The 21,317-nt window shown below is 50.0% G+C and carries 23 protein-coding genes; 7 read left to right on the top strand and 16 right to left on the bottom strand.

Annotated features, from left to right (window positions below):
* Positions 1-52 precede the first annotated feature (52 nt).
* The 5 genes from scpC to FKP33_RS07460 all read right to left on the bottom strand — a co-directional run bounded on the left by scpC (position 53) and on the right by FKP33_RS07460 (position 5,381).
* On the bottom strand, positions 53-1,564 hold the full coding sequence (gene scpC, locus FKP33_RS07480) for a succinyl-CoA:acetate CoA-transferase ScpC (RefSeq protein ID WP_141334395.1): 1,512 nt from the start codon (positions 1,562-1,564) through the stop codon (positions 53-55).
* Between the two features lie 133 nt (positions 1,565-1,697).
* The gene (locus FKP33_RS07475) at positions 1,698-2,342 is read right to left on the bottom strand and encodes a LytTR family DNA-binding domain-containing protein (RefSeq protein ID WP_054799475.1); all 645 of its coding nucleotides are present in this window, start codon (positions 2,340-2,342) and stop codon (positions 1,698-1,700) included.
* 255 nt (positions 2,343-2,597) lie between these two features.
* Complete coding sequence (locus FKP33_RS07470; RefSeq protein WP_141334394.1) at positions 2,598-3,623, bottom strand: AI-2E family transporter; 1,026 nt, start codon at positions 3,621-3,623, stop codon at positions 2,598-2,600.
* 146 nt (positions 3,624-3,769) lie between these two features.
* Positions 3,770-4,486, bottom strand: a complete 717-nt coding sequence (locus FKP33_RS07465) for an ABC transporter ATP-binding protein (RefSeq protein ID WP_141334393.1) — start codon at positions 4,484-4,486, stop codon at positions 3,770-3,772.
* A complete protein-coding gene (locus FKP33_RS07460) occupies positions 4,470-5,381 on the bottom strand; it encodes an ABC transporter ATP-binding protein (RefSeq protein ID WP_181410069.1) in 912 nt (303 codons plus the stop codon). Before FKP33_RS07460 ends, FKP33_RS07465 begins: the two co-directional genes overlap by 17 nt.
* Positions 5,382-5,563: 182 nt before the next feature.
* Here FKP33_RS07460 and FKP33_RS07455 point away from each other — a divergent pair, with 182 nt between their 5' ends.
* Positions 5,564-6,922 carry an IS4 family transposase gene (locus tag FKP33_RS07455; protein ID WP_028406325.1) on the top strand — a complete coding sequence of 453 codons (1,359 nt, stop codon included), beginning with the start codon at positions 5,564-5,566 and terminating at the stop codon, positions 6,920-6,922.
* Here FKP33_RS07455 and FKP33_RS07450 read toward each other — a convergent pair.
* A complete protein-coding gene (locus FKP33_RS07450; protein WP_181410068.1) occupies positions 6,905-7,498 on the bottom strand; it encodes a FadR/GntR family transcriptional regulator in 594 nt (197 codons plus the stop codon). The genes FKP33_RS07455 and FKP33_RS07450 overlap by 18 nt on opposite strands.
* A 438-nt stretch (positions 7,499-7,936) precedes the next feature.
* Between FKP33_RS07450 and FKP33_RS07445 the strand changes: the two genes are divergently transcribed.
* The 5 genes from FKP33_RS07445 to FKP33_RS07425 all read left to right on the top strand — a co-directional run bounded on the left by FKP33_RS07445 (position 7,937) and on the right by FKP33_RS07425 (position 12,526).
* Entirely contained in the window at positions 7,937-8,656 is a 720-nt protein-coding gene (locus FKP33_RS07445; RefSeq protein WP_127608919.1) for a response regulator transcription factor, read from the top strand.
* Entirely contained in the window at positions 8,653-10,056 is a 1,404-nt protein-coding gene (locus FKP33_RS07440) for a HAMP domain-containing sensor histidine kinase (RefSeq protein WP_127608876.1), read from the top strand. The genes FKP33_RS07445 and FKP33_RS07440 overlap by 4 nt, the downstream gene beginning before the upstream one ends.
* A gap of 82 nt (positions 10,057-10,138) precedes the next feature.
* On the top strand, positions 10,139-11,047 hold the full coding sequence (locus FKP33_RS07435; protein WP_054796515.1) for an ABC transporter ATP-binding protein: 909 nt from the start codon (positions 10,139-10,141) through the stop codon (positions 11,045-11,047).
* Positions 11,044-11,772 carry an ABC transporter permease gene (locus FKP33_RS07430; protein WP_127608877.1) on the top strand — a complete coding sequence of 243 codons (729 nt, stop codon included), beginning with the start codon at positions 11,044-11,046 and terminating at the stop codon, positions 11,770-11,772. Before FKP33_RS07435 ends, FKP33_RS07430 begins: the two co-directional genes overlap by 4 nt.
* Positions 11,773-11,800: 28 nt before the next feature.
* The gene (locus tag FKP33_RS07425; RefSeq protein WP_127608878.1) at positions 11,801-12,526 is read left to right on the top strand and encodes an ABC transporter permease; all 726 of its coding nucleotides are present in this window, start codon (positions 11,801-11,803) and stop codon (positions 12,524-12,526) included.
* Here the strand turns inward: FKP33_RS07425 and FKP33_RS07420 are convergent, their stop codons facing one another.
* From FKP33_RS07420 to FKP33_RS07390, 7 genes are all read right to left on the bottom strand, one after another.
* Positions 12,527-12,868 carry a hypothetical protein gene (locus FKP33_RS07420; RefSeq protein ID WP_181410067.1) on the bottom strand — a complete coding sequence of 114 codons (342 nt, stop codon included), beginning with the start codon at positions 12,866-12,868 and terminating at the stop codon, positions 12,527-12,529.
* Positions 12,869-12,892: 24 nt separating this feature from the next.
* On the bottom strand, positions 12,893-13,090 hold the full coding sequence (locus tag FKP33_RS07415; RefSeq protein WP_127608880.1) for a hypothetical protein: 198 nt from the start codon (positions 13,088-13,090) through the stop codon (positions 12,893-12,895).
* A 398-nt stretch (positions 13,091-13,488) separates the two neighbouring features.
* The gene (locus FKP33_RS07410; RefSeq protein WP_054796509.1) at positions 13,489-13,773 is read right to left on the bottom strand and encodes a ferredoxin family protein; all 285 of its coding nucleotides are present in this window, start codon (positions 13,771-13,773) and stop codon (positions 13,489-13,491) included.
* On the bottom strand, positions 13,770-15,080 hold the full coding sequence (locus FKP33_RS07405) for an FAD-dependent oxidoreductase (RefSeq protein WP_127608881.1): 1,311 nt from the start codon (positions 15,078-15,080) through the stop codon (positions 13,770-13,772). Before FKP33_RS07405 ends, FKP33_RS07410 begins: the two co-directional genes overlap by 4 nt.
* On the bottom strand, positions 15,077-16,198 hold the full coding sequence (locus FKP33_RS07400) for an electron transfer flavoprotein subunit alpha/FixB family protein (RefSeq protein WP_141334389.1): 1,122 nt from the start codon (positions 16,196-16,198) through the stop codon (positions 15,077-15,079). Before FKP33_RS07400 ends, FKP33_RS07405 begins: the two co-directional genes overlap by 4 nt.
* 17 nt (positions 16,199-16,215) lie before the next feature.
* Positions 16,216-17,052: an electron transfer flavoprotein subunit beta/FixA family protein gene (locus FKP33_RS07395; RefSeq protein WP_127608883.1), complete on the bottom strand. Its 837-nt coding sequence runs from the start codon at positions 17,050-17,052 to the stop codon at positions 16,216-16,218.
* Between the two features lie 23 nt (positions 17,053-17,075).
* Positions 17,076-17,438 carry a hypothetical protein gene (locus tag FKP33_RS07390; RefSeq protein ID WP_127608884.1) on the bottom strand — a complete coding sequence of 121 codons (363 nt, stop codon included), beginning with the start codon at positions 17,436-17,438 and terminating at the stop codon, positions 17,076-17,078.
* A gap of 267 nt (positions 17,439-17,705) precedes the next feature.
* Between FKP33_RS07390 and FKP33_RS07385 the strand changes: the two genes are divergently transcribed.
* Positions 17,706-18,215, top strand: coding sequence for a Crp/Fnr family transcriptional regulator (locus FKP33_RS07385; protein ID WP_127608885.1), 510 nt, complete (start codon positions 17,706-17,708; stop codon positions 18,213-18,215).
* Between the two features lie 7 nt (positions 18,216-18,222).
* Here FKP33_RS07385 and hmpA read toward each other — a convergent pair whose 3' ends face one another.
* The 3 genes from hmpA to FKP33_RS07370 form a co-directional block, all read right to left on the bottom strand.
* Positions 18,223-19,482 carry an NO-inducible flavohemoprotein gene (gene hmpA / locus FKP33_RS07380; RefSeq protein WP_141334388.1) on the bottom strand — a complete coding sequence of 420 codons (1,260 nt, stop codon included), beginning with the start codon at positions 19,480-19,482 and terminating at the stop codon, positions 18,223-18,225.
* A 140-nt stretch (positions 19,483-19,622) separates the two neighbouring features.
* Positions 19,623-19,775 carry a (2Fe-2S)-binding protein gene (locus FKP33_RS28055; protein ID WP_127608887.1) on the bottom strand — a complete coding sequence of 51 codons (153 nt, stop codon included), beginning with the start codon at positions 19,773-19,775 and terminating at the stop codon, positions 19,623-19,625.
* Between the two features lie 215 nt (positions 19,776-19,990).
* Positions 19,991-21,214, bottom strand: a complete 1,224-nt coding sequence (locus FKP33_RS07370) for an ROK family transcriptional regulator (RefSeq protein WP_164751894.1) — start codon at positions 21,212-21,214, stop codon at positions 19,991-19,993.
* Between the last annotated feature and the right edge of the window lie 103 nt (positions 21,215-21,317).

Below are 21,317 nucleotides of genomic sequence, written 5' to 3'. Positions count from 1 at the left end.
GGAAATTTTCCCACAGCAAAAAACACAGACCCGAAGTCTGTGTTTTCGCACTTTATAAAGACAAGACTTTCTGAAGCATCGTTCCCGACTGCTTGTAATTGGAATGCCACGACAGCGCCTTTTCCAGCACATGCGGAGTTTGTCCTCCCCGCGTAAGGGCTTCCTTATAATAGTCCAGTAAGGCTTCGCGGTACAGCGGATGGGCGCAGCGATCGATAATAAGCTCCGCACGCTCTCTCGGCGCCAGTCCGCGCAAATCGGCGTAGCCTTGCTCGGTGACGACCACATCCACATCGTGCTCCGTATGGTCCACATGGGACACAAAGGGCACGATACTCGAGATGTTCCCGTCTTTGGCGATCGATTTCGTGACGAACACCGAGATACGGGCGTTTCGCGCAAAGTCTCCCGAGCCCCCGATGCCGTTCATCATTTGCGTCCCCAGCACATGGGTGGAATTCACGTTGCCGTATATATCGAATTCCAACGCCGTATTGATGGCGATCAGACCCATGCGGCGAATGACCTCCGGATGATTGGACAGCTCCTGCGGTCTTAGGATGAGCCGGTCCCGGTATTTCTCGAGATTCGGGAACACTTGCTCCATCTTCGGAGCCGAGAGCGTAATCGAACAACAGGAGGCAAACCGGACTTTGCCCGCATCCATTAAATCGAACACGGCGTCCTGCAATACTTCGGAATATACCTCCAGATCCGTGAATTCCGATTGCAGCAAACCATGAAAAACCGCATTGGAAACCGATCCGATCCCTGACTGGAGAGGAGCCAGCCGGTTCGTTAATCGTCCCGCGCGGACTTCCTGACGCAGAAACGCGATTAAATGCCGGGCGATTGTTTCCGTGTCCTTGTCCGGCGCTGTGATGGTTGAAGGGGAATCGGTCTGGTTCGTAAACACAATCCCCCGGACTTTACTCATGTCGACGGGTATGCCCAAGGTCCCGATCCGGTCATCCGGCCTGGAGATGGGAATGGGGGTACGCTCCCCTTGTTTACCCGGTTCGTACAAATCATGAAGTCCTTCCAGCGACTGCGGTTGCGCCAGGTTGATTTCGACAATAATGGAACGCGCGTGCTGCGCGAACACCATCGAGTTGCCTACGGATGTCGTCGGGATAATCATGCCGTCTTCCGTTATCGCAATCGCTTCCACGATGGCGAAATCAATGGGCTCCAGCACCTGAGCGCGCACCATTTCCGACGTTTTGGATAAATGCTGATCTATGAAATAAAACTCGCCTTGATTGATTTTCCGCCTCATCGTCGGATCCGCTTGAAAAGGAAGACGTTTATGGAGCAAGCCGACTTCGGCAAATAACTTGTCGATATCCGATCCAAGAGAAGCTCCCGTATATACATTAACTTTAAGCTTTTCACTTTTTGCACGCTCCGCTAACGCCATGGGAACCGCTTTTGCATCTCCGGCCCGCGTAAATCCGCTTAATCCCAAGGTCATTCCGTTTTTAATCCAGGAAGCGGCTTCTTCTGCAGAAACGACCTTCTCGTGGAGACGTTGATTTCGAATGCGATTGAAAACGTTTTCCAAAGGGTTTTCCCCCATTCATATGTCGTTTAGCCACATTTTAACCGATGATCGGCCGCGGAGAGGCATTTTCGGATGAAATAGGGAAAAAATCGGACAGAACACGTATATGGACGAACGAAACCGTAAAAGTCCATTAGAAACCGAGCAGCTTCCGGAAATAGCGGATATACGATTGACTGACCGTGATCTTGGTCCCGTTCCTCATGATTAACACAAGCGTGGAGTGCGTATCCGGGTAGATTTCCTTAATGTGGTTTACATTCACGATAAAGGAACGGTGGCAGCGCACAAAATAGTCTCTCGGCAGCAGAAAGTCAAACTCATTTAGCGTGTATTTATGGGTGCCGGAGAGCTTCTCGGTGACGACGTACGTTTTGCGGTCGCTTGCTTCCAGATACAGCACTTCCGGGAAAGGAACCGGAACCCACCCGTCCTGATACTTCACGGTGACAACGGATTGTCCCGTCGTCAGGGTAGGGAAAATCGCAGACACGCACCCCTCGAGCTTGCCTTCATGGATCAAAGGGACCGCCATACCGTAATAAGGGACTCCGAATATGTCACGGTCAATGAACTCGGATACTTTTTGTTTGCCTGTCAATGCTTTATGCGTAATCGTCCCTTCCTTAATGGGATCGCCGGGCTTAATTTTCAGATCGATCCTTTTGCTGGGCCTGTAATAGATGTACTCCTTAGTATTGGCAACAACAATCGAGGTTTCGTCCGAGAACAATTCCCCAATCGCATTAAAGATGGACTCCATTGTAAAATGCTCCATATCCCGCACCTTCTTCGAAATAATCATTCCTTTACGCAAAGCTTATTTCGATGCAAACCAGGAATATCCTTCTAGCACGCCCGAATCGGACGCCTGGCAAGCTTGAATTACTTTTGTCTGACCCAAGTAACGATAGATAAAAGAATCGACAGGCACACAAGCAAGGCCGGCAGCTCCATAGAAAAAGGCTGCTTCATAAGCGAAGCAGCCCCTCGTTTCATACAAGTCCGGCGATAGGCCGGAAGGTCTCATTGCTCATGCACTGGTCTTGTTCTCTCCCTTCGTCGTATCGATGTCAAGGATGTCCAATAAAAAGACGAAGATCGGAATACCGACGATCAAGCCCCAGATTCCCAGGTAATGCTCGGAGAAAATCAGAACGATAAACGTATAGAACATAGGGAGGTTCATTTTCGAAGACATCAGCTTCGGGTTTAAGAAGTAACCCTCCAGGAAATGGAGCACCGCGATCATCGAGAGCACATAGATCAGCATCAGATGCCCGCCGATATTATACCCGATAATACATAAAGGAAGTAATGAAATGAGAAAGCCCGCCACGGGAATTAAACTAAGCAGGAAGATCATGATCGACAGCGCAAACAAATAAGGAAAGCCTAGAATCCATAATCCGATCACCGTAAATATCGTATTGAATATCGCAATAAGAAATTGCGCCTCGATGACTTTCCCGAAGGACAAAATGAATTTTTTGCCGAAATACTCAAGCTCTTCATACAGCCAAGAAATTTTGCTTTCTTTCAGCCTGGAAGTAAAGGCGATGACCCTGTTTTTCTCAAGAATGAAGACAAGGCTTAAAATGATCGCCAGCACGAAGGTCGTTCCCCAATTGCTGATTCTTAGAATGTATTCGAAGCCTTGTTTGACATAAGCCTGCAAATTCAAGTCTTTCAATGTTTTGTACACATATTGGGAAACTTCATCTTGGGGGACGGGCATATTCGTTAAGCCGATCAACATATCTTTGACCTGTTTGATTTGAACAAAGACCTTCGGCAAATAGTTAATGATCGCAAACACTACGATGGTGACCAAAGCCAGATAAAGCAAAATAATAATGAACTTGCTGTTGATGGCGATGTATTTGCTTAGTTTTCTCGTTAGCATATGTTGCAGACTGTTCATGATGTAAGCTATTAAGAACGTTAACAAAACCAGGTTGAGCATATCCCTTATACTAAATAACAGTACAACGATCAGGGTCAGAATGAAAAATCTTCGTACCGTTAATGTTTCAAAAAAACGCTTAATACTTTCCATCGGTTCATCTCCATTCAAGTAGGCCGCTAATGCGCTCTTTTCTTAGTCTACAGCAATGAAAATGATTATAGCAATGAAATAAACCGAATATAGCGAAAAGAGCGCCCGTTAAGGCACTCTCTTCATGTACGAATGAACAAATCGTCCTAGGAAACACCGAGGTAGGCTTTGGCGACTTCCCGGTTGCCCCGTAATTCTTTGGCTGTTCCGCTCATGGCAATATGGCCGTTCTCCAGTACATAACCGCGGTCGGCAACCGACAGCGCCTTATTGGCCATCTGCTCAACCAAAATAATCGTCATTCCGTCTTGCTTCAAGCCCTTGATGATATCGAAAATTTCATTGACGATAATGGGCGCCAATCCGAGCGAAGGTTCATCCAGCAGCAGCAGCTTGGGCTTGCCGATTAAAGCGCGCGAGATCACCATCATCTGCTGCTCGCCGCCGCTTAACGTTCCCGCCAATTGGTCGATGCGTTCTTTCAGACGGGGAAACCGGAAAAATATATGTTCGAGCTCACGGTCGAATTCTTTCTGGTTCACCCGTCCCACCCGTTTTTTCAAACCTAAGCGAAGATTTTCATAAACGGTCATACTGCTGAATACTTCTCTTCCTTCGGGTACCAGGGAAATCCCCATGTTTACCGTTTTATGAGCCGTTATATACGTGATATCCTGGTTCGAATACGAAATTTGTCCCGATCGGGGCTTCACCATCCCGAGGATAGCGCTCAACAGCGTCGTCTTGCCCGCTCCGTTGGAACCAATGACGGCGACGACTTCCCCTTCATTTACTTCGAGACTTACTCCCTTCAGCGCATGAACGCCCCCATAATACATATGAAGATCAGAGACTGTCAGCATGTTCCGTCTCCTCCTCTCCGAGATAAGCCTTAATGACATTGGGATCATCCTGAACTTCGTCCGCTTTACCTTCCGCGATCTTTCTTCCGTAATCGATCACGGTCACTTTATCCGAGATGCGCGACACGAAATCCATATGATGTTCAATGAGGATGATCGTCAGGCCGGCTTCTTTCAGCTTGCGAATGACATGCTCAAGCTCAACAATTTCTCCCGACGTCAAGCCGGCGGCCGGTTCATCCAGCAGCAGCAGCGACGGTTTGGCCGCCAATGCTCTGGCAATTTCGACGACGCGCTGGTGCCCGTACGCCAGATTGGCCGCTTTGATGTGGCGCAGTCCCTTATATCCCGCCAGATCCAGGTAGGCGTGCGCCAGATCAGCGATCCGCTGCTCCTGTCTGCGCATGCCGCCGGAGCGGAACAAGGCCGAAAACAAATGTTGTTTGTGGGATTGGGCCACGCCGATCATGATATTTTCAAGAACCGTCAACTCGCCAAACAACCGAGTGTGCTGGAACGTCCGGGCAATGCCTTGGTGCAGCATCTCTTGGGGAGTAGATCCGTCAATTTTTTTCCCGTTTAAATAAATATCGCCGGAGGTCGGCGTATAGAAACCGGATATCATATTAATAACGGTGCTCTTGCCGGCTCCATTGGGCCCAATAAGCGACAACACCGTCGAGGACTGAACCTCCAATGAAAGATCTTTAATGACATGAAGCCCGCCAAATTGTTTGTTGAGATTGTTAATGCTGAGCAGCGTACCGGAAGCGGTATTGGCATTGACGTTCAGCAGTTGATCGAGCGGAATGGCGTCATAAGCAGCCCGATTTTCCTTGGGCGTTTTTTTCTTTTCCAAATAATCAATGATCGTACCCGATATGCCCTTAGGCAAAAAGTAAAGGACCACAAACATTAATAACTCAACTTTCGCAGAGCAAAAACTAGCCTAAATCCTTGCAGCCACAGGGCTACTAAGCAATCAGATACATGGCTTGCAAAATAGAAAAACACCGCTTCGTTTGGTAAAGTGAAAGTGCGAGCAATCACTATCAAACAGAAGAGGTGTCTTCCATCATGATAGACCATCAGCCCGATCTTAATCAACTGCCAAACGAATTAAAGTCTGCTTTTCAAGAACTGAACGTCATGAAACATCTTCGACAAGCTGGGTTGCGCAAGCGATTTGGTTTCAGCTGTGCCCGACTGTTCCAACTCGTCTTTGTCCTGTTGTTTCATCAAAAGAACTGGTTTCGTCTGCTCGAGAGCAGCAAGGGAGAATCGTTTCCCGGCAAAGATGCGGTGTATCGCTTCCTCAATCATGCCGGCTTTGCCTGGCGTCGCTTTCTGACATCACTCAGTGTCGCCACGGTACGGAAGGTCAGCACTCTTACGTCTGTCGACCGGGACACCGTCTTCATCGTTGACGATTCGATGTTCGAACGCAATCGCAGCAAGGCTGTTGAGTTGCTCGCCCGATTCAAAGATCATGCCACCGGCGCTTATTACAAAGGATTTCGTATGCTCACCATGGGCTGGTCCGACGGGCATACCTTCTTGCCGCTCGACTTCGCGCTGCTCAGTTCAAGCAAGTCTGCCATCAACGGCATGAGCGAGAACATCGACAAACGATCGCACGGCTACAAGCGCCGTCAGGAATCGCTCCGATCGGCTCCGCAGGTCATTGCGTCCATGCTGGATCGCGCTTTGGCAGCAGGGGCGACCGCCTCCTACGTCTTGATGGACAGCTGGTTTACGCATGCGCCTCTCATTGGCGAAGTCATTGCCCGCGGGCTCGACGTGATCGGCATGGTCAAGAATGACAATAAGCGTTTCCTGGTTCAAGGCCGGAAGCTGTCGCTCAAAGAACTGTACGCGGCAGCGTTTCCTGTGGTGAGCAACAAGCGTGGCATTCTCCGCTGCATTCGAACCGAGCTTGCCCCAGACATTCCGGTTCGCGTGGTGTTCGTTCGTCATCGTACGAAGAAGAATGAATGGCTCGCTATTTTGACGACAGACCTTTCCCTTTCCGTAGAGGACGTGATCCGCATCTACGCGATTCGCTGGGACATTGAGGTCTTCTTCAAGTGCACCAAATCACTGCTTCGTTTGCAAAAAGAGTTTCAAGGCCGCTCCTATGATTTGCTGATCAGCCATACGACGCTTGTGTTTTCGCGCTACATCCTGCTGGCTTGGCAGCATCGGCAAAGCACCGATGCGCGCTCCTTCGGAGGCTTGTTTTATTTGCTATGCGACGAAGTCGGTACGCTCGATTGGGCGGTTGCCTTACAACAATTGCTCGATCTCATCAACGAAATTGCCACGAAGGCCGGCAAAAAGCTTTCGGCTCTGATACAGCGTCAACTCCAGCAATGGATTGCCGTTTTGCCCAGTTACATCAAGGCTTGTTTGCCGATTTCATGCTGCGAAAGTTGAGTCATTAACTCCAGCGATCTCTTGTGTCTGTAAACGTGTGGTGTACAGATTCGGCGTTACCAAATCGGAGACGAGCACCAAAATATCCGATAACGTATTATTGTAGGCAGCTTTCGCAAGGAATAGATGGAAATCCAAGTCCGCCTGGATTTGAGCCTGCAAATCACTGGCCGAACGCATACGCTCCACCGCATTTTGCAGCAGCCGGATATCAGCTTCTTTTCTGCGTTTGGCCGCCAGCTTTGCAACGCCGCCCTCAAGAACCTTCCTCGATTCCAGCAATTCAATGGATGTTTCCGTAGGAATCGTGAAAAATTGGAGCATCGTCGTCAATATTTTAGGGATATGGGGGGTTTTAAGAATGGTACCCTCTCCCGGTTTGGAATAAATGACGTCGAACATTTCAAGGATCCGTAAAGCTTCCCGCACCGAAGATCTGCTCACCTGCAAATAGGCCGCCATCTCACGTTCCGTCATCAACTTATCTCCTGCCGCCAAATTGCGCGAAGAAATATACTCGCGGAATTGGTGCAATACTTGTTCAAACATGCGATGGTTTTTATTGACCGCTGTCACTTCGTTCACCTCCTGCCGGTTAACCTTCCGTATCCGCATCTTTTTTCTAAGTTTTCACTTATTTTACATAGATAACTATATATGTCGTCCTATCCAATCTACATGTGATATTATATACCATAACTCTGATGAATTGTAACTCCCGCCATCGCAAGCTATCGAGAATCCGCTTACAAAATAAATTATCCATAGTGCGAAACTCCTTAAACCGACCTGCATGTAAGAGTATCATATCATCTGACTTTCAGCGCAACAACAGGAGCCCTCGCTCCATTTTATTCCCTTTTTATGACAATTATGAGGACTGGATCATCGGGCTTCGTCTATGATGAAATCAAATAAAATTGTACATGCATGTACTAGTTCTTATAATGGTCATATATTCCTGTCACCCGAAAGGCAAGCTGCAGATTGAGGAGGCTTACAATTTCAGTGGAAATGGTTAATCTCAAACCGTTAAAAATCATGATTGTTGACGATGAGCCCGATATCGTTAATTTATTGGAAACGGTCCTGTTGAAAGAAGGGTTCCTGCATATCTATCACGCATATTCGGGAATATCGGCAATTGAGCGCTGCCGGGAGGTTAAGCCGGATGCGATTATTTTGGATGTGATGCTCCCTGACATGGACGGGTTTACGCTCTGTAAACAAATACGCCAATTTTCTTTATGCCCCATCTTCTTTTTGTCCGCCAGAGACGACGACACCGATAAAATTGTGGGCCTTGCTTTAGGCGGAGACGATTATATCACCAAGCCTTTCAGCCCAAAGGAAGTTGCGTATCGGATTAAAGCGCATCTCCGCAGAAGCCTCGTCTACTCCAGGCAGTCTGAGCGGGAGCCTTGCGTCTTCGGGAATGTCCAGATCGACGAGCAAAGGGGCGAAGTGCGGAAAGATGGCGCCCTTGTTCCATTGACGGCGAAGGAATTCCAGCTTCTCGTTTATTTGGCCAAGCACCCCTCCCGCATTTTTAACAAATCGGAATTGTATGAAGCGGTATGGGGAGAAAGTCTGCTAAGCGGTTACGACAATACGGTCATGGTACACATTCATCATTTGCGCGAAAAGCTTGAACACGACCCGGCGAATCCAAGGCTGATCCTAACCGTAAGAGGGCTTGGCTATAAATTGCTTCCGCAGGATGAAAGCCGATGAAGTGGAAAATTATATTTCAATTTTTAACGGCTATCTCCACCCTGGCCATCCTTCTTGTCATCCTCATCATAGCCGCCGTGCACTTTGTCTTCAATCCTTTTTTCAGCGGCAACCGTACCTTGCAGGGTGTCGAACGGCTGGTCCTTGATTTTGAAAGTCAGATCGCGTTTCGGGATCACCTGCCCTATGTGACAGACGAAGGCATGCAACTGCTCGATTCAAAACAAGCGTGGATTCAAATCCTCGATACGAATGGGTCGGAAGCTTATCATTACAACTTGCCGGGTCACGCTCAGAGCCACTATTCGCCTAGTGAAATTGTTTTCATGAATAAATTTTCCGTAGGAGGATATACGGTGTTTACCGGGCGAACCGAACGAGAAGGTTACCATTGGAGCTATCTGATCGGGTTTCCCGAAATGGCCATCTCGAAATTCACGTTTTACTTCGGTCCCGAACAGTTTTTCACGATGTGGCACAAGGGCCTGCTCTTATTTATGGGAACAGCCATCGCCGCCATTGTGCTCGTAGGTTATTTATTTTCCAGGTGGTTGTCGAACCCGGTATGGTTAATCATCGGAAGCATCAAGCAGCTGGCGGAAGGCCGCTATCAGGTAAACCTGAAGCCGAAGGGTTTATATAAAAACGTGTATCTCAGCCTCAACCATTTGTCGCAAACGCTCCATTTCCTCGCCGAACACAGGAAAGTAACGGACCAGCTTCGAGAAGAGTGGGTATCCAATCTTTCGCATGACATGAAGACGCCCTTGTCTTCCATTAAAGGCTATTCGGAATTGCTTGCCGATGAGGAGTACGATTTGGAACGACGGGAACAAATCGGATTCGCCAAGGTCATCGTCCGGCAAGCGGCGTATATGGAGGAGCTGCTTCAAGATTTCAAGCTTACGTTTCAATTAAAAAATCAGACCCTTCCGATCCACAAGCAGGAAGAAAATATCGTTCAATTGCTGGAAGGACTGCAAACACTCTTGCTAAACCATCCCCGATTTCAATCAAGGACTATCCTGATTGAAAAGGACGGCCCGCCCGTATTCCTGGCCTGCGACTCCAAGCAGCTGCGACGCGCCTTTCAAAATCTGATTAGCAATGCGCTGATTCATAATCCGTACCCGGCCCAGGTACGCATTCAGATTCAATCTACCGACAGAGAAGTGTTTGTTCAGATCAGGGATACCGGCAACGGTATCCAGGAGCAAGAAATTAGCCGATTGTTCGAGCGGTATTACAGAGGTACGAATACGATGGATCACGAAGGAAGCGGCCTCGGGTTAGCCATTGCCAAGCAAATTATTGAGGCCCATCACGGTACCATCGGCGTACAAAGCCATACAGGCAGCGGCACCCTCCTGAACGTACGTTTGCCCAAACAATTAAGCTAGATTTAAGGTAAGCTAAAAGCAGCCTTAAACGCCAACTCGTATCATGCTCTCTGTACGATATCTACAGGGAGCGTGATTTTTTTTGAGTTTCTTAGTGGAAACGAAGCATTTATCCAAGTCGTTCAAGTCCTTTTATCCAGTGAAAGGCATTGATTTGAAGGTGAAGCGCGGTGGCGTGTACGGTTTCCTGGGCCCGAACGGCGCAGGCAAAACGACTACCATTCGCATGCTATTAGGCTTGATTCAGCCAACACAAGGAACGATCTCTATATTCGGCAAGGATGTTCGGAAGCACCGCCTGGAAATTTTGAACAAGGTCGGTTCCATGGTAGAATCTCCATCCTACTACGGTCATCTTAGCGGATATGAAAATTTGGAGATCGTGCGTAAGCTGCGCGGAGCAGCCAAACGTGATATCGGGCATGTGTTGGGTATTGTTCGCTTGCAGGAATGGCAGCACAAGAAGGTAAAGACCTATTCGCTGGGGATGAAGCAAAGATTGGGCATCGCTCAGGCCTTGCTAGGCAATCCGGAGCTCCTGATATTAGATGAACCTACGAACGGCTTGGATCCGGCCGGTATCCAGGAAATCCGGGAATTGATAACCCGCTTGCCTGTTGAACAAGGAATTACAGTGCTTGTTTCCAGCCATATTTTAAAAGAAATCGAGCTTATGGCAAGCGAAGTCGGCATTATTTACAAGGGTGAATTGCTATTTCAAGGTTCCTTAAGCGAATTAAGGAGCAAAGGGTATTCAGGCATCCGGGTCGCCGCAGCGCCGGTTGAAGAATCGGCCGCCTTGTTGTCCAGGCTTGGCTACACCTTGAAACGGGATGGGGATCATTTGCTTATCGACGCCCCGAGCGAACGGATTTCCACGATTAATCAGGATTTGGTGCTGGCCGGCTTTCGGGTATCTCATCTCAGCGAAAGCAAGGAATCGCTGGAAGATATTTTCTTGAACATGACAAGAGGGGGCGAAAGCTGGTGAAATGGGGCGCTATTTTTTTGTCCGAATGTCAGAAACAAAAGAAAATGGTATGGATTCTTTCAACAGCAGGCCCTCTGCTTGTCGTTCTATTGCTGTTTGTTAATTTGTTTCTGCGTTACGACTATCTTATGATGAAGTTCGCTCCCATGACGTCCTGGGAAATTGCCATGCGCGAAATCTTTTTCTTATGGTCTTTTTTCTTCCCCATCGGCGTGACCCTGCTCGCGGCTATGATCCACTTCTGCGAGTTTCAAGACGATGTATGGAAGCAGCTGCTCAGTATGCCGGTTGCACGTTCCCACATTTATTTGACCAAATGGTTCCTTCTGATCCTGCTGACCGGCATGTCCATCCTTGTCTTCCTGGCGGGGATATGGGTTACGGGGCTGATCTTCGGATTTCCGGAGCGGTTTCCTATCCTTCTTTACGGCGAGTACGGGCTGTACTTATTCGTATCCGGTCTGGGTATCTCCAGCATACAGCACTGGCTTAGTTCCAAATGTAAAAATACGATGATTCCAGTCGCTATCGGCATTACAGGAAGTGTTTGCGCACTCTTTTTGGCGCAATCCGAAATGACGCAGTACATGCCATATGCCTCCGCTCTTGCTGCGCTGCCGCTCCTGGACACCAATCAGAACATTGCACTGATTAGCGGGTTAGGATTTGGCATCGGAGGCATTGCGCTGGGAATGCTGGAGTTTCAATCCAAAGACATGATGTGAATGAGAGAATGAGAGGAGATGGGGTTCAATGACCCACTTATTGAGGGCGGAATGGAGCAAATTAAGACACTCCAAATTGATGTGGCTCGTTCTGCTTACGCCCGTATTGATTTCAGCGCAAGGCACGGCCAACTTCATGAGGTATAAGCAAATTTGGACGCGGGATGCCTGGACCGTCCTTATTGAACAAAGCTTTATTTTTTATTCGTCGCTTATGCTGCCCCTGTTCATTGCTGTGCTTATGGTCATGATGGCGCGCATCGAACACAGCCATAATGGCTGGAAGCAGTGTTTAGCTTTGCCCATCGGCAGAGCGCCCTTCTATTTGATGAAATTTGCCATCGGTGTTTTTTTAACGTTCCTAAGCATAGGCATGCTGTGCGTCTGCATCCTATTGGGCGGATTCATCGTTCAGGCGGAAGGACCTATTCCTTATGACCGGATTTTTCTCCCTATGCTTCTCGCTTTTGCGGCCGCTATGCCCATCATGTCCATTCAATATTGGTTGAGCGTCACGTTCGCCCAAGTGGGCATTCCTTTGGCAATCGCCGCGGGATTATCGCTGCCCAACCTGCTTGTGGCCAACTCTAAATATTGGATATTCGACCCCTGGACGTACCCGATGGTCGCTTCCCTTAACGGTACGCTAAACCAATTTCATGGGAGCCCGGCCATGTTCTCCAGCTCCCTGCTGCTCTTCTTGCTCAGTCTGGGCGCGGGCTTGATTCACTTTAGGAAGAAAGATGTTATGTAATCACAATTTGACATTTTTTTGCACGATTCCGTAATAAAGCACCAACTGGGTAACAGCCGTAATCATCGATATCCAGGCAACCAGATGATAATCCATTCCATCAGCAAACAGCATAAAAAAGACGATGGGAACTATGCGGCCGATGGATAAAAATATTTGACGGGTAACGATCAGCTCCGTCTTTAATTTTTTCCCGTTATTAGGCAGACTGGACATTAATAAATACATATGGCTTGTATACGAATTTCTTATGGGCGGGTTAAAAAAAGCATTTCCAATCATGAAGATCAAGAGGGTGACCATGCTGATTTCATACATGAGCACCCCTGTCGTGACTACCAAACCGATTGCAGCTCCCAATGTATACTAGTGATAGTTTTCTTTTTTCCCAAAACGGCCTAACCAGTGATTCGATAAAATACTCACGACTCCAAACAGTACGGTTAACAAACCAACCGTGCTTTCTTTTTGTACGATGTGATAAAGAAGAATAGGAGGAAACAACAGGATCACTCCTTCTCTTAATCCCATGATGAGCCAGCCCAAAAAATGGCTGATCCACATTCGCTGTTTTAGACTCCTTTTAAAAATGAAAGCAAAAAGAAGGGTTTGGGCGCGAAACGTTTCTTCGGTCCTTTTGTTTGGATACCCAGCCTCCGGCAATAAATCCAACCACGACAAAGACGAACATCGAAATATGAAACAAACCGTTGACGATCCAACTCTCCGTTAATCTCCACAAATAAATCGATAAGAATAGCCCTGATATGGAGGTGGAAAACGCAAACACGAAATTCAGACAGAGCAACAATCTGCTGTCACCCCGTTACAGGATAAGCCATGCGTCAAAAAACAACGGAACAAAAACCAAAGAAGCAGCGGGAAACTGCTCCTTCGGCTTTTGTTCCGTCCCTATTTGTCCACGTATTTGATTGTGCAAGTCCATGACGATCTCGCTGCGGTCAGCCAAATTTGTAGGTGATGCCGTGTCCCCCCTTGGGATAAACCCATTCAATGTTGTCGTAAGGACAGGCGATACGACAGGTGCCGCATTCGATGCAGTTTTCATAAGCGACCGTCGTCATCTTTTGCTTCTTCTCCCATTCATACACATCGGCCGGACAAAAATAATTGCAATCTTTCTTCACGCATTGCAGACAGTTCGCGTGCTCCTTGATGATCAAATGGGACACATCATCGCATTTGAAGCGGATCGTAAACAATTTGTCGGATATGGAATCGCTCATCCATTCATCGCCCTCCAGCTTTTATAGCCTAATTTCATCAAATTCATCGTTCCGCCGGCAGCATCTTTGATTAATTTAACGGCTAGCTTTTGCTTATCCGCCTTGGATACGCCATCCACCAGAAACATGTGATAGGCGGCTTCATTCAGAGCCTGCGGCAGCTTGTCGAACAGCAGCTCCGGGTCTTGCTCTTTAAGGAACTGATGCATGCCTTTGTATTTTTTCAGATCCTTCTCGAGGAAAGAGCTCCTGATCTTGTCATCGTATGCCTTTAGCGTATCTCGTGAATAGTCGCCTTTCTCCCTGGCCTGGACAATGGCTTCGCCCGCTAACCGCCCCGAGGTCATCGCGAGGTTCGTACCTTCCCGATGTACGAAATTAATCAGCTGCGCGGCATCGCCGACGATACACCAGCCGTCTCCGGACAGAGGCGGAATGGAATGGTATCCGCCTTCGGGGATCAGATGTCCCGAATATTCCAAGACTTCTCCCCCCTGGATTAATTTGCGGATCATCGGGTGCTGTTTGGCCGCTTCCAGCAGGGCATAGGGCTTGATCCGTTTCTCCCGCAGCTGATCGACCATGACCCCGACGCCCAGGGAGAGCGTCTCCTTGTTGGTATACAAAAATCCCAGCCCGGCCATCCCCAGTGACGTTTCGCCCATAAACTCGATCGTAACCCCTTCGTCCCCTTCCACCTGAAACCGGTCTTCGATCTTCTCCCTGGGAAGGGCGATCACTTCCTTCACCGCCAGAGACACCTCATCGGGCCGCCATTCCTTATGGATGCCGAGCGATTTGCCGAGCAGCGAGTTGACCCCATCGGCGATGACCACGACATCGGCGTAAAGATTCCCGTCGGCCCGGTCCGTCTTGACTCCGACAACCCGGTCTCCTTCCTTCAGGAACTCGGTTGCGACCGTCTGGTAAACCGGGATAGCCCCGGCCTGCACCGCCTTGTCGGCAAACCATTGATCGAACTTGACCCGCAGTCCGGTAAAACAGTTGAACGGCTCTTTGTAAGCTTCATTCCGGTGCCCGAACGTGACGACGGATTGTTTACTCATCATCCAAATCCGCTGTTCCACGATTTGCCGCTCCATCGGAAACCCTTTTTCCGTCCAAAACTCGGGGATCAGATCCTCTAACATTTTTCTGTACAAGACGCCGCCAAAAATATTTTTCGCCCCGGGAAACTCGCCACGCTCCAGCAGAACAACCGAAAGACCGGCCCTGGCCATCGTCAAGGCCGCCGCCGCGCCGGCCGGACCTGCACCGACGACCACCGCGTCAAACTTTTCATTCATCGTCCCTCGCCCCTTTCCGACAACAAGGCTTCTTCCGGTTTCACGCTGGCAGAACCGGTCTGATCCGCTTTACCAGGCATGCCCGCCGCCCGCTTCTTCTTCACTTGCTCCGTAAGGGCAGGTACGATTTTGAACAAATCGCCGACGATCCGGTAATGAGCGGTTTGAAAAATCGGCGCCTCCGGGTCTTTATTAATCGCCACGATCACCTCCGAACCCGACATCCCCACCGTATGCTGAACCGCTCCGGAAATGCCTATGGCAAAGTACAGCTTAGGCCTCACCGTACAGCCGGTTTGTCCGACCTGATGCGCATGCTTGATCCAGCCGGCGTCAACGGCCGCCCGCGACGCGCCCACTACGCCTCCCAGAGCATCGGCCAGTTCCTTCAGCATGGCGAAAGGCTCCGGCCCCCCTAATCCCCGGCCGCCGGCGACAATGATCTCCGCTTCTTCCAAATTCAACGTTGCTTGCCCTTGAATGAAATCGAGCACTTGTGTGGCCATTTGTTCTTCGCTCATCCCATTTGCCACCCGAACGATTTCCCCTTGCCGGGACACGTCGCGCGGCAAGGCCTGAAACACGCCGGCACGGGCTGTAGCCATCTGGGGGCGATATTGCTTGCACAGAATAGTCGCCATCATCTTCTCCGAGAAAGCCGGCCGGCTTGCCAGCAGGAGCCGGGAAGGCGGCGGTTCCACATCCAATTCGGTCGTATCGGCCGTCAAGCCGGTAGGCAGGTGCGTCGCGATGGCTCCAGCCAAATCCCGGCCGGTGCCCGTAGCCCCGAACAAGCATATCTCAGGCTTGGCCTCGCCGATGACCTTCATCGCAATCCGGCTGTACGGCCTGGTTCGATAAGCTTTGAGCTCCGGCGCCTCGCACAAGAACACTTTGTCCGCTCCGTAATAAATCGCTTCTCTGGCCAAATGCTCCACTTCATCCCCGATAACAAGCGCTATCAGATCGACGTCAAGCTTATTGGCGAGCCGTTTCCCCTCGCCCAGCAGCTGCCAGGAAACTTTCTTCGCTTCCCCTCCACGCTGTTCCACATAAACAAACACGCCCCGGTAATCGGACCAATCGGGTGCTGGTTCCGTCTCTTTTCGTGCGCACACCGGCTTCTCCTCCTTTTTTATGAAGTCCAGCCTAATCTTTCCGGCAGATCGCTTCCCCACAATTTCTCTATGAGCTCTTCTGAGATTTGTTCCGGCTTATCGCCGCCTATGACTTGCCCGTTAATCTTGCGAAGTTCGGGCACCCAGGTTTTACTTACGATCGTTGGCGACCCCTTCAGCCCAATCTTGGCCACTTCCAAATCCGGAAAATCGGCCGTTGTCCATACGGTCGGCTTATATCGGGCAGCCCGGATCATCCCCGGCAGCGAAGCTCTGCGGATGGTGTTCAGCTCCTTCAACGCGGTGACAAGCACGGGCATGGCAGACTGAACCACCTCGGTGCCGTCCTCCAAATACCGGTGCACGGTTACTTTGCGCGCCGCAGGGTCTACTTCGGACACTTTGCCGACATACGTAAGCTGCTCCACATCCAGGCGGCAAGCAATGCCGGGGCCAACCTGTCCGGTATCGCCGTCCAACGTCTGCTTTCCGCAAAAAATAATATCCGCCTTCCCCCATTCCTGCTCTACCTTTTCAATCGTTTTGGCCAACACGTAGGAGGTCGCCAGCGTATCCGCGCCGGCAAATTTACGGTCGGTCACAAGCACCGCTTCATCGGCCCCCAGGGAAATGCATTCCTTGAGCGATTTCTCAGCCGGAGGCGGCCCCATGGTGACGACTGTAACCCTGGCGCCATGCTCATCCTTGATGCGCAGCGCCTCTTCAAGCCCGTGCAAATCGTAAAAATTGACGATACTCGGAACGCCCTGCCGGATTAACGTGTTGTTCACAGGATCTATGCGGATTTCGCGGCTATCGGGGACCTGCTTGATGCAAACGATAAGGTGGAGCATGCCCTTGCCTCCTTGACGGTAACTTAGATTGCAGCCCAATTGTCCCAATACGGGTGGACGAACTTCAAAGTGAGCTGATCGCTCTGACAGCTTGCTTGTATAGCCTCGGACAGTTTCCAAGCTTTCTCGAAGGAGGAGGGCGCCAGCGTATGAAACAGCGGGGGCACCGTCCAGAACACCCTCTCCTCCGATACCGGGAATACCATGACCTTCCAGCCGTTAGTCTCTTGCTCCGCATACCACAACAATACGACCAGCCAGTGTGTGAACCTGATGGACTTTCCCTCTTTGGAGGTGTACATATCTTCCAGCTCATGCTTATCCTGCTGTCCTATAGGAAGCGCGGGTCTTGGGAACAGGTCCACAAGATTAAAATAATGGAACATCAGGCCGCCCCCTCATGAGTCTCATGGTGGAGTTCAAACAAGTTGATGTTTAAGCGTTTTCAAGCCTTGGCGCAACAAATATTGCATGTTCTGTTATATCATATGCCGACTTTCACAAATATTTCCCTGTCCGCCTCTCGTATTTTCGCGGATTTCAAAACATGCAGGGGTATCGTAGGAGGGAGCTGACTTTCGAACTATGCTATAATGAAACAAAGCGAACGCCTGGTGGGAATGGCTTTCGCTTCGTCATTTAGGGAGGATATTATGATTCTGCATAAGGGCGAAACCTTATTTCGTCAGGGTGAAACGGGACCGCTTTATCACCTGAAGAACGGACTACTGAAAATTGTTCGCGTTCACGAAGACGGTACAACGATCTTAGTGAATATTATCGTGCCGAATGAAGTCATTCCGCACCATTCTCTCATTAGCCCGAATCCGTACTATGGAACGGCGATTGCACTGATGACAAGCGAGATCGAAGTGTTGTCTGCGGCGGAATGGTATCGGGAATTGGAGCGCAGCCCGGATCGATGCCGCAGCATCGCCTTGCAGCTGCAGGAGAAGCTTCGAATGATGCAGCAGCGGATCGACCAATTAACCGAAGTCGCTCCCGCCGAGAGGCTCAGGAAGCTTCAAATATGGCTCCGCTCCTATGCTGCGCCCGCCTCCTTAACCCAGCTGCTGACGCAGGACGAGATCGGCCAGTTCATCGGCCTTCGCCGTGAAACGGTGAACCGGCTGCTGCGCGCTCAATCCAGCTCCGATAATTAATCGGTCGTTATCGCTGACGGCTGACTTCGGCCTCAGCCGTTTCGGAGGGCTGTTCCAGATCGCCGGCCGGACCGAAAAACTCATAATGAATATCCGACGCCATAATCCCCCAGTCCTTCAGCGCGCGGTTCAACGCTTTCATGAACGGAACGGGACCGCAGAAATAGAAGCCGGCATCGCGGGTCGGTATGACGGTTTGCAGCCAGGGCAAATCGATAAATCCTTCCTTCTGGAAAGCGCCCTCCGCTTTATCGAGTTCAGTCGGTTGTTCATAGCACCAAGACACCGACACCTGTGGGTGTTGGGCGGCGATTTTCTCCACATGCGCCTTCATCGCGTGTACATTCCCGTTCCGGGCGGCATGGATGAACGTCACCTGGCGCTTCGGATCCGTTTCCACCAGCGTGTCAAGCATGCTGATCATCGGCGTCAACCCGACCCCGCCGCTAATCAGAACAACAGGCCGCGTATCGGTACGATCCAGCGTAAACTCACCGGCCGGCGCAGAAAGCCAAAGAAGCTCGCCTTCCTCGATCTGCTCATGCAAGTAAACGGACACCTTCCCTGCAGGCCGCCCCTCTATCGCATCCTCCCGTTTCACGGAAATCCGGTAATAAGGGCGCCCCGGCGCTCCCGAGAGGCTGTACTGACGGATATGGGTATGGGACTCCCCGGGAATTTCTATCTTTACACTCACATATTGCCCCGGTTCAAAGGCCGCGATCGCCTTACCATCGTCCGGCACCAAGTAAAAAGAAGTGATCACTTCGCTTTCCTTCACTTTACGCTCCACCCGAAACGCCCGGAAGGATGGCCAGCCGCCCTCCTGACGTTCGGCATTCTCGTACATCTCCGCCTCTATGCCCATGAAGACGTCGGCTATTACGCCGTAAGCCTCCGCCCAGGCCTGTAAGATGTCGTCGGTTGCCGCATCGCCCAGTACGTCCTTGATCGCAGCGAGCAAATACTGCCCGACGATCGGATAATGCTCGGCTTTCACACCCAGACTGCGATGCTTATGTGCAATCTGCTTGACGACCGGAAGGATGGCCTCCAGTTTGTCTATATTGGCGGCCGCGGCATACACCGCGTTGGCAAGTGCAGTTTGCTGTCTGCCCTGATTCTGATTGGCGTGATTAAATACGTTCAGCAGCTCAGGATGATGGGTAAACATCATTTGATAGAAGCGCTTGGTAATCTCCTTCCCATGAACCTCCAACACGGGTACCGTCGATTTAATGGTTTCAATCGTTTCCACACGCAGCATGATGATCTCCTCGCTTTCGCGTTTGCTTGATATGAACCAAGTATAAACAAAAGGATGTACCGCCCGTGTGATTAGAGTCACAGGAATACGCAAGGTTCTGTGACGGACCCGCAAGACGCCTGCCGCCCTGCCGCAGGGCCTTAATTTACTTTCGGACAGGAGGGACAATAGCTCTCATGGTCGGAAATCATATAATAATAGCAGCAGGTTTTCCGAATGCGGATCGGTTGATCTGAAGCCGGGACTATGCATTTCGGGCTGTCAAATCTTGCGAGGTGTTTGACGTTATTCATTGGGATCAGCCTTTCTGTATATATTGAGAATTATTCTCATTATATACAGAAAGACATACAATTCATAGCCCGGGGCTCTCCCGGCTGCAGCATCCTATCCATCACCGACGTGCAATCGCAAGGCCAGCCCGCTTGAGCGACCTGCGGCCAAATGAAAAAGCCGAGAACCCTGCATACAAGGATTCTCAGCTTCAGGCTTAAGATCACAGACGGGTTCACAGGTGACTTTGTTTCCGTTCCAGGACGGTATCCGTATCACTGTCCGTGCTGTTGACGATCAATTGGCTGATGGTCATAAACGCTCCGCCGATGAGCCCGGCCGGCCTCCCGAGTGTCGACTTATTGATACGAAGATCGCGCGTGGCGAGCGGAAGCGACCGCTGGTATACCCCCTGTCTTAACGAGGCGAGGAAAATATCCCCAAACTCGGACACGCTGCCGCCGATCGAAATTAAGGATGGATTAAAGAAGTTCACTAACGATGCGATAACGCGTCCAATCGTCGCGCCGCTGTCACGAATTAATTCCACGGACAAGGGATCGGGCTGTTGAATGGCGGCTCTTATATCTTTAAGCGTAATGTCGTTCTTTTCTTTAAGCGTTTCCATAAGGAACGAACTGTGTCCGGAAGAAGCCAGCTCTTTCGCCTTTGCGGTCAGTGCTTTCCCTCCCGCGATAGCTTCCAGACAGCCGCGGTTTCCGCACCAGCATAACACATCGCTGCCAACGTCAATATGGCCGATATCCCCTGCGCTTCCGTTGGAGCCGCGGTATAACTGCCCGTGACTGATGATACCGGCGCCGATTCCCGATCCAATCTTGATATAAATCAGATTATCGACTTCAAAGTTCAACCCTTTAGCATGCTCGCCCAAGGCCATAATATTAACGTCGTTATCGACATAACACGGGCAGTCAAAATATTTAGCCCAAAAGTCGCGGATGGGATACCTGTCCCATCCAGGCATAATCGGCGGAGAAATAGGCAGACCGGAAATAAACTCTACAGGACTTGGAATACCGATACCAATCCCTTTAATCGAAGTCTTAGAGATCCGGTTCATTTCCATTAATGAGCTGATCCGCCTGTAGATTTGTTCCAGGACTTCATCCGGACCTTGACCAAGCTCGATGGAAGCACGGTCGGAGAACTTCAGATTACAGTCGAAATCGCAGATGGCAAACTGTACGCTGGAAGCCCCGAGTTCAATAGAAATGACATGCCCGGCGTCTTTATTCAGAGCGTACAGCCGTGGTTTGCGTCCTCCGCTCGAATTTCCGATCTCTGAAATGATGATTAATTTGTCGCTGATCAAGCGTTCAATATGATCGTTAACGGCCGACAAGGATAGACCTGATTCCGCAGCAATGTCTGTTTTGGATAGCGGATCTTTAGATCTTCTAATGATTTGAAGAACGCGAGCTGTTACGGAATGCAATTCAATCACCACTTTCATTCATAATACGGAAAATAGACAATTAATCCGATTTATTCAATCGGATTAACGAAGCCTGCCTATATGTATTCTAATAAATGGAAAA

The organism is Paenibacillus sp. tmac-D7 (genome assembly GCF_006519665.1).
Classification (GTDB): domain Bacteria; phylum Bacillota; class Bacilli; order Paenibacillales; family NBRC-103111; genus Paenibacillus_G; species Paenibacillus_G validus.
This window is presented reverse-complemented; position numbering and strand designations above follow the sequence as displayed.

What these genes read in the sequence shown, in the direction of transcription:
- FKP33_RS07475 (WP_054799475.1), bottom strand. Translation starts at nt 2,342, where the DNA reads ATGGAGCATTTTACAATGGAGTCCATCTTTAATGCGATTGGGGAATTG.
- FKP33_RS07470 (WP_141334394.1), bottom strand. Translation starts at nt 3,623, where the DNA reads ATGGAAAGTATTAAGCGTTTTTTTGAAACATTAACGGTACGAAGATTT.
- FKP33_RS07465 (WP_141334393.1), bottom strand. Translation starts at nt 4,486, where the DNA reads ATGCTGACAGTCTCTGATCTTCATATGTATTATGGGGGCGTTCATGCG.
- FKP33_RS07455 (WP_028406325.1), top strand. Translation starts at nt 5,564, where the DNA reads ATGATAGACCATCAGCCCGATCTTAATCAACTGCCAAACGAATTAAAG.
- FKP33_RS07445 (WP_127608919.1), top strand. Translation starts at nt 7,937, where the DNA reads ATGGTTAATCTCAAACCGTTAAAAATCATGATTGTTGACGATGAGCCC.
- FKP33_RS07440 (WP_127608876.1), top strand. Translation starts at nt 8,653, where the DNA reads ATGAAGTGGAAAATTATATTTCAATTTTTAACGGCTATCTCCACCCTG.
- FKP33_RS07425 (WP_127608878.1), top strand. Translation starts at nt 11,801, where the DNA reads ATGACCCACTTATTGAGGGCGGAATGGAGCAAATTAAGACACTCCAAA.
- FKP33_RS07415 (WP_127608880.1), bottom strand. Translation starts at nt 13,090, where the DNA reads ATGTGGATCAGCCATTTTTTGGGCTGGCTCATCATGGGATTAAGAGAA.
- FKP33_RS07410 (WP_054796509.1), bottom strand. Translation starts at nt 13,773, where the DNA reads ATGAGCGATTCCATATCCGACAAATTGTTTACGATCCGCTTCAAATGC.
- FKP33_RS07405 (WP_127608881.1), bottom strand. Translation starts at nt 15,080, where the DNA reads ATGAATGAAAAGTTTGACGCGGTGGTCGTCGGTGCAGGTCCGGCCGGC.
- FKP33_RS07395 (WP_127608883.1), bottom strand. Translation starts at nt 17,052, where the DNA reads ATGCTCCACCTTATCGTTTGCATCAAGCAGGTCCCCGATAGCCGCGAA.
- FKP33_RS07390 (WP_127608884.1), bottom strand. Translation starts at nt 17,438, where the DNA reads ATGTTCCATTATTTTAATCTTGTGGACCTGTTCCCAAGACCCGCGCTT.
- FKP33_RS07385 (WP_127608885.1), top strand. Translation starts at nt 17,706, where the DNA reads ATGATTCTGCATAAGGGCGAAACCTTATTTCGTCAGGGTGAAACGGGA.
- hmpA (WP_141334388.1), bottom strand. Translation starts at nt 19,482, where the DNA reads ATGCTGCGTGTGGAAACGATTGAAACCATTAAATCGACGGTACCCGTG.
- FKP33_RS28055 (WP_127608887.1), bottom strand. Translation starts at nt 19,775, where the DNA reads ATGAATAACGTCAAACACCTCGCAAGATTTGACAGCCCGAAATGCATA.